Raw genomic sequence first — 13,456 nt, 5'->3', positions numbered from 1 at the left:
ATATAAAAAAATGTAGTATTATTTATTAAAAATGTAAAAAAAAATATTATAAATATTATGAAAAATTATTTTAATAAAAAAAAATATTTTAATATATTATATAAAAATTTTAAAAAAATTAAAAATTTTCATATTAAAGATTTTTTTTTAAATGATAAGAAAAGATTTAATAAATTTTCTATAAATTTTATGGATATTATGATATTTGATTATTCTAAAAATATAATGAATGATAATACCATAAAATTTTTGTTAAAATTTGCTGAAGAAATTAAAATAAAAAAAGAAATAGAAAAAATGTTTTCAGGGAAAAAAATAAATAAAACTGAAAATAATTCTGTATTGCATATAGCTTTAAGAAAAGATTTTAATTCTAATTTTTTTTTAAATAAAAAAAATATAATGATAGAAATTAAAAAATGTTTAAAAAAAATGAAAAATTTTTCTAAAAATGTAATAAATGGAACATTTAGAGGTTTTACTAATAAAAAAATAACTGATGTAGTTAATATTGGAATAGGAGGTTCTGAGTTAGGTCCTAAAATGGTTAACAGTGCATTAAAAGATTATAGAAATCATTTAAAAGTGCATTATTTATCTAATATAGATAATAATAATTTGATAGATATATTAAATAAAATAAATTTAGAAACATCTATATTTTTTATAGTTTCTAAAACTTTTACAACTTATGAAACTATAAAAAATGCTAAAAGTATAAAAAAATATTTTAATAAAAAATTTAATAAAAAAAAATTTTTTTCTAAACATTTTTATGCTATTTCTAATAATAAAAATAAAGCTATAGAATTTGGAATAAATAAAAAAAATATTTTTAAAATTTTTAATTGGACTGGAGGTAGATATTCTGTTTGGTCATCAGTTGGACTATCTATAATGTTATCTATAGGATATAAAAATTTTAAAAAATTTTTATATGGAGCTAATAAAATGGATAATCATTTTTATAAAACACCTTATAATAAAAATATTCCAATAATACTTTCTCTAATAAGTTTTTGGTATAATATTTTTTTTAATGCAGAAACAGAAGCTATTTTAACTTATAGTAATAGATTAAATAAATTTACTAAATATATACAACAATTAAATATGGAATCAAATGGAAAAAATGTTGATAAAAATGGTAAAAAAATTTTTTATAATACTAGTCAAATAATATGGGGTGGTGTTGGAACAAATTGCCAACATTCTTTTTTTCAACTTTTACATCAAGGAACTAGATTTATACCTTGTGATTTTATTTCTTTTATAAATAATAATAATGATTTTTTTCATGAACATAATATAAATTTATTATCTAATTTTTTTGCTCAAACAAAAGCATTAGCTTTTGGTAATAGTTCTATAAAAAAAAATATTAAAAAAAAAAAATATTTTAAAAATAATTTAAATTTATATAAAAATTTTTTTGGTAATGTTCCTTCTAATTCTATTTTATTTAAAAATATTAATCCTGAAAGTATTGGAGTTTTATTATCTATGTATGAACATAAAATATTTTCTCAAGGTATAATTTTAAACATTTTTAGTTTTGATCAATGGGGTGTAGAATTAGGAAAAAATTTATCTGACATTATATATAAACATTTAAAGAAAAATAAAAAAATTAATCATAAATATGATAGTTCTACAGATGGATTAATAAAATATTATAAAAAATGGAAAAAATAGAATTGTTTTATCATTGTTAATGATATATTATAATATTAATATTAAAATTTTATAGGTAAAAAAATATGTTTCCATTTATAAATAATATAAAAAATTTATTAAGCATATTATATATATTAAATTCAAAATAATTTTATGAATAAAAATAATAATATAGTAATTTTTTTAATGGGACCAACTTGTTGTGGAAAAACTTCTTTAGCTATGAAGATTTATAATAAAATTAATGCAAGAATAATTAGTGTAGATTCTTCATTAGTTTATAAATATATGAACATAGGTACTGCAAAACCAAACAAATATGAATTGAAAAAGTTTCCTCATAAGTTAGTTGATATAATATATCCTAATCAAAGATATTCTGTTGCAAATTTTTATTATGATGCATTAAAAGAAATAAAATTATGTTTTTTAGAAAAAAAAGTCCCTTTATTAGTTGGAGGTACGATGTTGTATTACAAAATACTTTTAAATGGACTAATAAATTTGCCTAAAAAAAATAAATATTTAACTAATAGAATTTTAAATTACGCTAATAGTAATGGTTCTATTAGTTTATATAAAAAACTTTTTGATATAGATTCGAAAAGTGCTATGAACATAAACAAAAATGATATATATAGATTATCTAGAGCTTTAGAAGTATATTATACTACTGGAAAAAAAAAAGTAGTTTTATAAAAAAAAACAAGTTTCCATATGAAGTTTTACAATTTGCTTTGATACCAAAAAATATATTTTTTCTTTATAAAAATATAATTTTAAGATTACAAAAAATGATAGATTCTGGTTTTGAAAAAGAAGTTTATGAATTATTTAAAAATAATATTTTAAATGTAAAATTTCAGTCTATGAATTGCATAGGATATTCACAAATGTGGGATTTTATAAATAAAAAAATTACATATAATGAAATGTTTAATAAAATATTTTTTGCTACTAAAAAATTAGTAAAAAAACAAATGACTTGGATAAGATCTTGGAAAAATTTACATTTTTTATGTTCTGAGGATATAGAAAATTCTGAGAATAAAATTTTAGAAATTTTTAAAAAAAATATTTATATAATATAATTATATTTTTAAAATTTTTATATATTTTTTTATATTTTATTAATTTAAATTAATTTTTTTTACATGGTATTTATTTTTATATGAAAAATTATGAAATAGTTTTAATATTCCATCCTGGAAATAGTAATTTAGTTACTAACATTTTAGAAAAATATATAAATTTTATAAAAGAAAATAAAGGAATTATACATAGATTAGAAAATTGGGGAAGAAGACATTTGTCATATCCAATAAAGAAAATTCATAAAGGTCATTATGTATTAATTAACATAGAAGTTTTTAAAGATATTATGAAAATATTTGAAAGTAAAATAAGATTTGATGAAAATATTTTGAGAAATCTTGTAATTTCTGTAAAAAAACCAATATTAAATAAGTCTCCTATGTTTTTAACAAAAGATTCTGAAAAAAAAATTAAAAATAATAAATAATTTTTTCTTAATATTTTAATAAGGACATAAAAAATGGTTAGATATTTTAGAAGAAGAAAATTTTGTAGATTTACTTCAGAGGGAATAAAAGATATAGATTATAAAGATATAAATTTGTTAAAGAATTATATTACTGAAAATGGTAAAATAGTTCCAAGTAGAATTACTGGTACAAAGTCAAAATATCAAAGAAAGCTTTCTAAAGCTATAAAAAAAGCTAGATATTTATCTTTATTACCTTATACTGATAAACATAAATAGAAATATAATATGAAATAATAGATTTTTTAAAAATTATATGAAAATAATATTATCAAAAAAAATATTAAATTTAGGAGAAAAAGGCAATATAGTTAATGTTAAACCAGGATATGCTAGAAATTTTTTGTTTCCTAATGGAAAAGCTATATTAGCTAATAAAGAAAATATTAAAAAATTTAATGAAAAAAGAATTTTTAATCAAAAAATAATAGAAAATAAAATTTCTTTTTTTCATGATATAAAATCCAAATTAGATAATTTAAAAAAAATAAGAATTTTTGCTAAATCTAGTAAAGATGGAAAGTTATTTGGATCTGTAAATTCTAAAATTATCGTACATAATTTAAAAAAGATTGGAATAATAGTTAATAAAAAAAATGTTTATATAGAAAATAATTTTATAAAAAAGTTAGGAACTTATAATGTTTTATTTAAATTGCATAAAAATATAAAATCTAATATTTATATAGAAGTTTTATCTAAATAAACATATATATGTTACTATAAAACATATAATAAATTATTATAATTCTTATATCTATTTTAATATATAAAAATTTTAAAAATAAAAAATTATTATAGATATAAGAAAAAATATTAATAATTTTTTTTAAATTTATTATATTTTTTTTATTATATCTTTTTGTTTTTTTATTAAAAAATTTATGTTTTTTTTTGCTATTGATATAAGATTATATAAATCTTTTTCTTTAAAAGTTTTTGTTTCTGCTGTACCTTGTATTTCTACTATTTTTTCTTCTGAATCCATTACTATATTAATATCTGAACATGCTCTAGAGTCTTCATTATAGTCTAAATCACACATATATTCATTGTCAACTATTCCAACAGATATTGATGCCAATACAGTTTTTATTGGATTTTTTTTTAATATTTTTTTTTCCATTAATTTTCTACATGCTAGCACCATTGCTATATAAGATCCAGTTATAGATGCAGATCTAGTTCCTCCATCAGCTTCTAATACATCACAATCTAATAAAATAGTTCTTTCTCCCAATTCTTTTAAATTTATAGAAGATCTTAAAGATCTTGAAATAAATCTTTGTATTTCTATTGTTCTTCCTTTTTGTTTTCCATGTATAGATTCTCTTATATTTCTTTTATGAGTTGAAGTTGGAATCATTCCATATTCTGCATTTATCCACCCTGTTTTTTGTCCTTTTATAAAAAAAGGTACTTTTTCTTGTATAGAAGCATTACATAAAACTGATGTATTACCTACTTTTATTAATATTGATCCATCAGAATGAGAAGTATAATTTTTTTTAAAAATTACAGGTCTCATTTCTAAAAACGATCTATTAAACAATCTTTTTTTATTTGTCATTATATATAAAAATATTTTTATTTTTAAAAGTAAAAATTATTTCAAATTTTTATGGCCCTTGCTGGATTTGAACCAGCGACCTAACGATTATGAGTCGTGTGCTCTAACCACTGAGCTAAAGGGCCAACTTATATATTATTTATAGTATTATATTATATATAATATTTTTTTTCTATATATATTTTTTTTTTTTTAAAATAATTTGACATTAATAGTTTATTAATTAATAATAATAATTATATTTTCCTCTGTAGTTCAGTTGGTAGAACGGCGGACTGTTAATCCGTATGTCACTGGTTCGATCCCAGTCGGAGGAGCAAAAAAAATTGTTTTTATGTTTTTTTTTAATTTTAAAAATGTTATTAAAAAATTTTTATTTTATTTTTTATGATTATGAAACATTTGGTACAAGATCATCTATAGACAAACCATTTCAATTTTCTTGTGTTATAACAGATTTTGATTTAAATATTATAAGTTCTGATATTTGTTTTTTTTGTATTCCTCCTATAGATTATTTACCTAATATAGATTCTATTTTTATAACTAAAATATCACCTTTAGATTTATTAAAAAAAAAATGTTTAAATGAATATTTTTTTGCAAGAAAAATAAATAAAATTTTTATAAAAAAAAATACATGTATTGTAGGATATAATAATTTTAGTTTTGATGATGAATTTACTAGAAATATATTCTATAGAAATTTTTTTGATCCATATAGTTGGCATTGGAAAAATAATAGTTCTAGATTAGATATTTTAATAATGTTAAGAGCTTATTATTCATTTAGACCTGAAAATATAATATGGCCAAAAAAAAATAAAAAAAAAAATATTAGTTTTAAATTAATTGATTTTACAAAAAAAAATAATATTTTTTATAAAAAAGCTCATAATGCTATTTATGATGTACATGCTACTATTTCTGTTACAAAATTTTTAAAAAGAAAAAATAAAAGATTATTTTATTATATATTAAAAATGAGATTTAAAAAGAATGTTTTATCAATAATAAATAGAAATGTTTGGAAACCAATTTTTTTTTCTTCTAGTATTTTTAAAACTGAAAATTTTAATTTATCTACTGTTTTATTTTTATTTATTCATCCTAAAAATTCTAATATAGCTGTTATGTTTGATTTATCAAAAAATGTAAAATATTTAATATATTATATTTATAAAAAAAAATGTTTAAATTTAAAAATTAATAAATTATTTTTATTTGGTATTTTATTTATTTATATTAATAGATCTCCAGTAATTGCTCCATTATCTGTATTTAGAAAAGAAGATTTTACAAGATTTAAAATTAATTTAGAAAAAAAAAATGATAAAATATCTTATATAAGATCTAAGTGGAATTTTTTTTTATTATTAAAAAATTTTTTTTTAAAAGAAAAAAAAGAAAATAAAAAAAAAAAAATAGATGTAGATATGAAAATTTATGAAAGTTTTTTTTGTGAAAGTGATAAAAATATTATGAAAAAAATTCATAATGTAAATATAGAAAAAGTCTTAAAAAAAAAATTTTTGTTTCATGATTATAGAATGAATAAATTATTTTTTAGATTTAAAGCAAGAAATTTTATTAATACATTAAATTATTTAGAAAAAAAAAAATGGAAAAAACATTGTTTAAAAATTATTAATTATAAGTTTTTAAATAAATATATAGAAAATTTAAAAAAAAAGTTGAAAGAAAATTGTTTTAATAAAATAAATGTTTCTTTAATAAAAAAAGTATTTATATATATTAAATATATAGTTAATATTTTAAAAAATTATTAATTTTTTTTAAATAAAAATTTTATCATGTAATTTTCTAATTTTTTTATATCACTACTGTGTACCATGTTTAATTTTTTTTCATTAATTAATTTTATTTCTTCAAGTTTCCATTTTTTCCAAGCTTTTTCTGATATTTTATTATATATTTTTTTTCCTATTTTTCCAGGATATTCTTGTTTTTTTAATCTTTTTAATTTTTTTTTAAAAAAAGAACATTTTATAATTTTATTCATATATCTTTTTAATGTTTTTATATTTTATATAATTTAATTATTTTTATTATAATGTATAATATAAATATTTTAAATAATTTTTTTATAATAAAAGTTATATTTTGAATTTAGTAAGATTTTTTATTATTTTAAACAATATGAAAATAAATAAAAATTTAAAAAAAATAAATATTTTAAATAAAAATATATTATTTAGAGAAGTTAAAAGTTTTGTATTAAGAAGAAAAAAAATAAGTAATATTAATATTAAAATTATAAAAAAATTTTGGAAACAATTTTGTATAGAATTTTCTTATATTAGAAAAAAATATATTTTTAAAAATAATTTAAATCCTATAATTTTAGATATAGGATTTGGAAATGGAAAAAAATTATGTTTTGATGTTATAAAAAATTCTAAAATAAATTTTTTAGGAATAGAAGTATATATTAATGGAATTTTACATTGTATTAAAGAATGTAAAAAATATAATATAAAAAATTTGAAAATAATTTATTTTGATGCTTTAAAAGTTTTAAAATATATGTTATTAGATAATTCAATATTTAAAATTCAAATATTTTTTCCTGATCCTTGGAAAAAAAAAAGACATAATAAAAGAAGATTAATAAACTTAATGTTTTTATCTTTAGTAAGATTAAAACTAATAAAAAATGGTATATTGCATATTATGACTGATTGTAAATCATATTATATATATATTATTAAAAATATAGAAATTATTAATTGTTTTAAAAACTTTTTTTTTATTGAAGATAAATATAAAAATTTTAATAAAAAAAATAATATAAATACTAAATATGAAAATATAGCTAAAAATAAGAAAAAAGTTATATATAACATAATATATAAAAAAATTTAAATTATGCAAATATTTCTAATAAATCTTCTAAAAAATTTTTTCCTTTTTTTGTAGTTTCGATTTTTTTATTTTTAATTTTTATATAACCATTTTTTTTAGCTTTATAAATTTTTTTATAAATTTTTTTTATTTTTATTTTAGTATATTTAAAAAAATCTTTTATTAAAAATGGTTTATATAATCTAAATTTATTCATAAAAAATTCTAAAATTTTTTCTTTTTTTTTAATAATTTTTATTTTATATAAATGTTTTTTTGAATTATATTTTTTTATATTTTTTTCTTTTATTGTTCTTATTATTTCTCCATTTTTTATAGTTATTTTTCCATGAGCACCACATCCTATTCCTATGTAATCTCCAAAATTCCAATAGTTTAAATTATGTTTAGATTCATCATTATTTTTCGAATAAGAAGATATTTCATATTGTTTATATTTATTTTTTTTTAAAATAATTCTTCCATATTTTAGTATTTTTAAATAAATTTTTTCAATAGTATTTTTAATTTTTTTTTTATAAAAAATAGTATTTTTTTCTATTTCTAATTTATACCAAGAAATATGATTTGAATTTAATTTACAAGCAATTTTTATGTCAACAAGTGCTTCATATAATGATTGATTTGGTAAACTATGCATAATATCTAAATTTATTTTAGTATTTTTGTTTTTTTTACATTTTTTTATAATTTTTATAGCTTCATTACATTTATACATTCTTTTTAAAAAACGTAATTTTTTATTATTAAAAGTTTGTATTCCTATAGATATTCTATTTATTCCTATTTTTTCATAAAATTTTATATTTTTATTTTTTATGGTTTTAGGATCCATTTCAATAGTTATTTCAATGTTTTTAGAAAATTTTACTATTTTTTTTATTTTTTTTAACATTGTATATATTTCTTTATATGTAAATATTGTAGGAGTTCCTCCTCCTATAAATATAGTATGTATTTTCCTTTTTTTAGTTAATTTAATATCTTTTTTAAGGTCTATACACATACTTTTTATATATTTTTTAATATATTTTTTTTTTTTTTTTATATTAAAAGTTGAAATGTTGAAATTACAATAAGGGCATCTTCTTATACACCATGGTATATGTATGTACAGACTTAAATATATATCTTTTTTCATACTTATATACTTTTTTTTATAAAAGATTTTTTTAAAAACCAACTTTCTAATATTATTAAAGCTGATGTAGAATTTATTTTGTTTTTCGTTAAATTTTTAAATCCTTTTTTAAATAAAATACTTTTTGCTTCTACTGTACTTAATCTTTCATCATGCATATGTACTTTTATATTAAATTTTTTACTAACTTTATTAGCAAAATTTTTTGTTTGTTTAGTAAATTTTTGTTCTGTTCCATCCATATTTAATGGTAATCCAATTATTATAGATTTAGGATTCCATAATTTTATTATTTTTTCTATTTTTTTCCAATTTATATTTTTATTTTTTGATTTTATAGAATCTAATATATTGCCTGTATTAGTAATTTTTTGTCCTATAGCTACACCTATATTTTTTGTCCCATAATCGAAAGATATATAATTCATTTTATGCATGTCCAAAGTTTATTGTAATTTTTTTTATATCTGCTCCTAATATTTTTGCTGCTTCATTCCATTTTTTTTTCATAGGAACTTTAAATAAAACATAACTATTTGCAGGAGCAGTTAACCATGAGTTTTCTAATAATTCATTTTCTAATTGATTTTTTTTCCATGAACAATATCCTAATGCTACTAATATATTTTTTGGTTTTTCTAATTTTTCTATGGATTCAAGTATGTCTTTAGATGTAGTTATTAAAGTTTTTTTAGAAACTTTAATACTTGATGAAAAATTTTTTTTAGAAGAATGTAATATAAATCCTCTATCTCCAGATTGAGGTCCTCCTAAAATTACAGGTTTATTTATTTCTTTATTTTCTTCTTTTATGTTTTTTATTTTTAATTTTATTAATATATCTTTTATTTTTAAATTTTCTATTGGTTTATTTATTATTATTCCCATAGTACCACTAGAATCATGTTTACATATATATATAACTGATTTTTTAAAAAATGGATCTTCTATACCAGGCATAGCTATTAAAAAATGGTTTTGTAATGCTATTTTCATTTTTTATACCTATTTTTATATTTTTTATTTTATATTTTTTTTTAATATTTTTTTTTCTAAACAATTTAATAACATTTCTGAAATAGAAACTTTATAAAAGTTTTCTATTTCTCTTATACATGTAGGGCTGGTAATATTTATTTCTATTAATTTATTTCCTATTATATCTATTCCTGCTATTATTATACCTTTTTTTATTAAAAATTTACCAATTCTTTTGGAAATTTTAAGATCTTTTTTATTTATTTTTTTTAATTTAACTTTTCCTCCTGAAGCTATATTGCCTCTATTTTCTCCTTTTTTTGGAATTCTATAAACACACCATTTTATTGGAATTCCATTTATTATTATTATTCTTTTATCTCCATTTAATATTTCTTTTACATATTTTTGTACTATGCAATATTTAGTTTCTTTTTTTGTCATAGTTTCAACTATTACAGAAAAATTTTTATCTTTTTTTTTTATTCTAAATATTGAATGTCCACCCATTCCATTTAACGGTTTTATTATAATATCTTTATTTTTTTTTATAAAATTTTTTATTATTTTTTTTTTTGATGTTATTAATGTTTCCGGAATAAATTTTTTAAATTTTATACTAAAAATTTTTTCATTAAAATTTCTTAAACTACTAGGTTTATTAACTACTATTGTTCCATTTTTTTCTGCTTTTTCTAAAATATATGTTGAATAAATGAATTCCATATTTACTGGAGGATCTTTTCTCATGAAAATTATATCTAATTTAGATAATAATATAGTTTTTTTTTTAATTATTTTAAACCATTTTTTTTTATCTTTTTGAATATTTATAATTTTTGTATTAGAATATGCTTTATTTAAATATATATATAAATCTTTTATTTCCATATAATATATAGTATAATTTCTTTTTTGTGATTCAAGTAATATAGAAAAAGTAGAATCTTTTTTTATATTTATACTATTTATAGGATCCATTACTACTCCTATTCTTATTTTCATAATTTATCTTATATTATTTTTTTATGTTTTTTAAATTAATGTTATTATATATAGTAATATATTTTTAAAAAATTATAATTATTAAAATTTGATTTTTTATATATTATTAATATTTTTTATTTATATTTTATTCCAGAATAATTGTCAAATCTTGACCAATGACCATTAAATGTTAATCTTATAGTTCCTATAGGACCATTTCTTTGTTTTCCTATTATTATTTCTGCTATTCCTTTAAAATCACTATTTTCATAGTATACTTCATCTCTATATATAAACATTATTAAATCTGCATCTTGTTCTAAAGATCCTGATTCTCTTAAATCTGAGTTTAAAGGTCTTTTATCTGCTCTTTGTTCTAATGATCTGTTTAATTGAGATAAAGCTATTATTGGAACTTCTAATTCTTTAGCTAATGATTTTAATGTTCTAGAAATTTCTGCTATTTCTAAAGTTCTATTTTCTTTTATAGATGGTATTTTCATTAACTGTAAATAATCTATCATAATTAAACTAATTCCTTTGTTTTCTCTATATATTTTTCTAGATCTAGATCTTATTTCTGTTGTAGTTAATGAAGAAGAATCATCTATATATATATTTTTTTTTTTTAATAAAATATTTATAGTGCTAGATATTCTTGACCAATCTTCATCATTTAATTTTCCTGTTCTTATTTTAGATTGATTAACTCTTGATAATGATGATAATATTCTTATCATTATTTGTTCTACAGGCATTTCTAAACTAAATATTAATACTGGTTTTTCATATATCATAGCTATGTTTTCGCAAATATTCATAGCAAATGTAGTTTTTCCCATAGAAGGTCTAGCTGCTATTATTATTAATTCTGATTTTTGTAGTCCTGAAGTTTTTTTATTTAAATCTTGATATCCAGTATTTATACCTGTTATATCTTCAATAGGAGATTTCATTAAATTTTCTATATTAGATATAGTAGAATCTAATATTTGAACTATATTTTTTGGTCCTGATTTTTTTTTTATTCTATTTTCAGAAATTTTAAAAATTATAGATTCAGCATAGTCTAATAAATTTTCACTATTTTTGCCTTCTGTGTTATATCCTGCTATTATCATTTTATTAGCTGCTAATATTATTTCTCTTATTATTGCTCTTTCTTTTACTATATTAGCATATGCTTTAATATTTGCTGTACTTGGAGTATTTTTAGATAATTCAGCAAGATAAGAAAATCTTCCTACTATTTCTAATTTTTTTTTTTGTTCTAAAGATTCTGATAATGTTATTAAATCAATTGGACATTCTAAATCTAATAAATTTTTCATTTCATTAAATATTATTCTATGTTGAACTATAAAAAAATCTTTTTCTACTATTATTTCTGAAACTGTATCCCATTTATTATTATCTAGCATTAATCCACCTAATATAGATTGTTCAGCTTCTATAGAATGTGGTGGTGTTTTTTTTTTATATTTTTTATTTTTGTATAAAGTTTCAAATATTTTTTTATTTTTTTCCATTTAAAATATCTAACTATTTTTATTTATTGTTTTTGTTTATTATAATTATGTTATGTACATATTATATAAATTTTTTATTTTTTTTTTAAATTTTTATTAATTAGTATTTTTACAAAATTTTTATAGTTTTTAAAAATTGTTTTAATATTTTTTTTTTGATTTTTTTTTGATAATATCATTCTTTTCCATATATGAGAATATGGTTTATTTTTAAAAATATTTGTAATATGTCTAGTAATTTTATACATAGGAACTTTTTCTGAAACTTTTTTATTAATATATTTAAATATTTTATATAAAATTTTTTTTGATTTTTTTTTTTTTTTATTATATATTTTTTTATCAACTGATTTTAAAATCATAGGTTCTTTATATATACTTCTTCCTAACATAACACCATCAGTATATTTTAAATGAATTAAAGATTCTTTTATATTTTTTATTTCTCCATTTATTATTATTTTAAGATTTGGAAAATCTTTTTTTATTTTATAAACAAAATTATAGTTTATTTTTGGTATTTTTAAGTTTTTTTTTGTACTTATGTTTTTTAATATTGCTTTTCTAGCATGTAAAATAAATGTTTTACATGTGCTTTTAGTAGATATATTATATATAAATTCTTTTAAAAATTTATAATCATCTTTTTTATTTATTCCTATTCTAGATTTTATACTAGTTTCTATTGGAGTATTATTTGATATATTATTTATTGAGTTTATTATAATTTCTGGTTGTTTCATTAATATTGCTCCAAAATTTCCTTTTTGAGCTTTTATTGAAGGACATCCTATATTTAAATTTATATATTTATAATTTTTTTTATAAGAAATTTCAGCACATTTAGATATTTCATTTTCATTTGATCCGGATATTTGTATTACTACAGGATTTTCTTTTTTTTTATTATATATGAATTTTTTAGAATTTTTTTTTAATATATCATTTGTAGATATCATTTCTGTAAATAATATAGTTTTTTTACTAATTATTCTATATATTTTTCTACAGTATTTATCAGTATATCCAAACATTGGTGCTACACAAAATCTATAAATATTATTTTTTTTTTTAATCATTTTTTATAGTATAATATTAATTTAAAAATCTTATATATTTTTAAA

General features: G+C 17.1%; 14 protein-coding genes, 2 tRNA genes and 1 pseudogene. 8 read left to right on the top strand and 9 right to left on the bottom strand.

The annotated features are described in order from the left end of the window. Nucleotides 1-57 precede the first annotated feature (57 nt). From pgi to rplI, 5 genes and pseudogenes are all read left to right on the top strand, one after another. Nucleotides 58-1,695: a glucose-6-phosphate isomerase gene (pgi, locus tag RJK19_RS01965; protein ID WP_343184021.1), complete on the top strand. Its 1,638-nt coding sequence runs from the start codon at nt 58-60 to the stop codon at nt 1,693-1,695. A gap of 135 nt (nt 1,696-1,830) precedes the next feature. Continuing rightward, a pseudogene (gene miaA / locus RJK19_RS01960) lies at nt 1,831-2,768 on the top strand (tRNA (adenosine(37)-N6)-dimethylallyltransferase MiaA). Between the two features lie 80 nt (nt 2,769-2,848). After that, complete coding sequence (gene rpsF, locus RJK19_RS01955) at nt 2,849-3,199, top strand: 30S ribosomal protein S6 (RefSeq protein ID WP_343184020.1); 351 nt, start codon at nt 2,849-2,851, stop codon at nt 3,197-3,199. A 33-nt stretch (nt 3,200-3,232) separates the two neighbouring features. Beyond that, nucleotides 3,233-3,460, top strand: coding sequence for a 30S ribosomal protein S18 (gene rpsR / locus RJK19_RS01950; RefSeq protein ID WP_343184019.1), 228 nt, complete (start codon nt 3,233-3,235; stop codon nt 3,458-3,460). 37 nt (nt 3,461-3,497) lie between these two features. Further along, nucleotides 3,498-3,947, top strand: a complete 450-nt coding sequence (gene rplI / locus RJK19_RS01945) for a 50S ribosomal protein L9 (protein WP_343184018.1) — start codon at nt 3,498-3,500, stop codon at nt 3,945-3,947. A 132-nt stretch (nt 3,948-4,079) separates the two neighbouring features. Here the strand turns inward: rplI and rph are convergent, their stop codons facing one another. After that, the gene (gene rph, locus RJK19_RS01940; RefSeq protein ID WP_343184017.1) at nt 4,080-4,811 is read right to left on the bottom strand and encodes a ribonuclease PH; all 732 of its coding nucleotides are present in this window, start codon (nt 4,809-4,811) and stop codon (nt 4,080-4,082) included. Between the two features lie 52 nt (nt 4,812-4,863). Further along, nucleotides 4,864-4,936: transfer RNA gene (locus tag RJK19_RS01935), tRNA-Ile, on the bottom strand. A 119-nt stretch (nt 4,937-5,055) separates the two neighbouring features. Between RJK19_RS01935 and RJK19_RS01930 the strand changes: the two genes are divergently transcribed. Both RJK19_RS01930 and sbcB read left to right on the top strand, forming a co-directional pair. Then, nucleotides 5,056-5,128: transfer RNA gene (locus RJK19_RS01930), tRNA-Asn, on the top strand. A gap of 39 nt (nt 5,129-5,167) precedes the next feature. Beyond that, entirely contained in the window at nt 5,168-6,601 is a 1,434-nt protein-coding gene (gene sbcB, locus RJK19_RS01925; RefSeq protein WP_343184016.1) for an exodeoxyribonuclease I, read from the top strand. Here the strand turns inward: sbcB and RJK19_RS01920 are convergent. Then, nucleotides 6,598-6,834 carry an oxidative damage protection protein gene (locus RJK19_RS01920; protein WP_343184015.1) on the bottom strand — a complete coding sequence of 79 codons (237 nt, stop codon included), beginning with the start codon at nt 6,832-6,834 and terminating at the stop codon, nt 6,598-6,600. The genes sbcB and RJK19_RS01920 overlap by 4 nt on opposite strands. A gap of 137 nt (nt 6,835-6,971) precedes the next feature. On the opposite strand from RJK19_RS01920, the gene trmB reads away from it, so the two are divergent. Continuing rightward, nucleotides 6,972-7,697 carry a tRNA (guanosine(46)-N7)-methyltransferase TrmB gene (gene trmB / locus RJK19_RS01915; protein WP_343184014.1) on the top strand — a complete coding sequence of 242 codons (726 nt, stop codon included), beginning with the start codon at nt 6,972-6,974 and terminating at the stop codon, nt 7,695-7,697. Between the two features lies 1 nt (nt 7,698). Here the strand turns inward: trmB and hemW are convergent, their stop codons facing one another. From hemW to dusA, 6 genes are all read right to left on the bottom strand, one after another. Next, the gene (hemW, locus tag RJK19_RS01910; protein WP_343184013.1) at nt 7,699-8,838 is read right to left on the bottom strand and encodes a radical SAM family heme chaperone HemW; all 1,140 of its coding nucleotides are present in this window, start codon (nt 8,836-8,838) and stop codon (nt 7,699-7,701) included. 2 nt (nt 8,839-8,840) lie between these two features. Beyond that, nucleotides 8,841-9,275 (bottom strand): Holliday junction resolvase RuvX, encoded by a 435-nt coding sequence (gene ruvX, locus RJK19_RS01905; protein ID WP_428994308.1) that lies wholly within the window; start codon nt 9,273-9,275, stop codon nt 8,841-8,843. Then, nucleotides 9,268-9,834 (bottom strand): YqgE/AlgH family protein, encoded by a 567-nt coding sequence (locus RJK19_RS01900; protein WP_428994307.1) that lies wholly within the window; start codon nt 9,832-9,834, stop codon nt 9,268-9,270. The genes ruvX and RJK19_RS01900 overlap by 8 nt, the downstream gene beginning before the upstream one ends. A gap of 24 nt (nt 9,835-9,858) precedes the next feature. Next, on the bottom strand, nt 9,859-10,821 hold the full coding sequence (gshB, locus tag RJK19_RS01895) for a glutathione synthase (RefSeq protein WP_343184011.1): 963 nt from the start codon (nt 10,819-10,821) through the stop codon (nt 9,859-9,861). A gap of 116 nt (nt 10,822-10,937) precedes the next feature. Next, entirely contained in the window at nt 10,938-12,332 is a 1,395-nt protein-coding gene (gene dnaB / locus RJK19_RS01890; protein WP_343184010.1) for a replicative DNA helicase, read from the bottom strand. Nucleotides 12,333-12,406: 74 nt separating this feature from the next. Next, entirely contained in the window at nt 12,407-13,411 is a 1,005-nt protein-coding gene (gene dusA, locus RJK19_RS01885; protein WP_343184009.1) for a tRNA dihydrouridine(20/20a) synthase DusA, read from the bottom strand. Between the last annotated feature and the right edge of the window lie 45 nt (nt 13,412-13,456).

It is taken from the genome of Buchnera aphidicola (Ceratovacuna keduensis) (assembly GCF_039372665.1).
In the GTDB taxonomy this organism is placed as follows: Bacteria; Pseudomonadota; Gammaproteobacteria; order Enterobacterales; family Enterobacteriaceae; genus Buchnera_G; species Buchnera_G aphidicola_D.
This window is presented reverse-complemented; position numbering and strand designations above follow the sequence as displayed.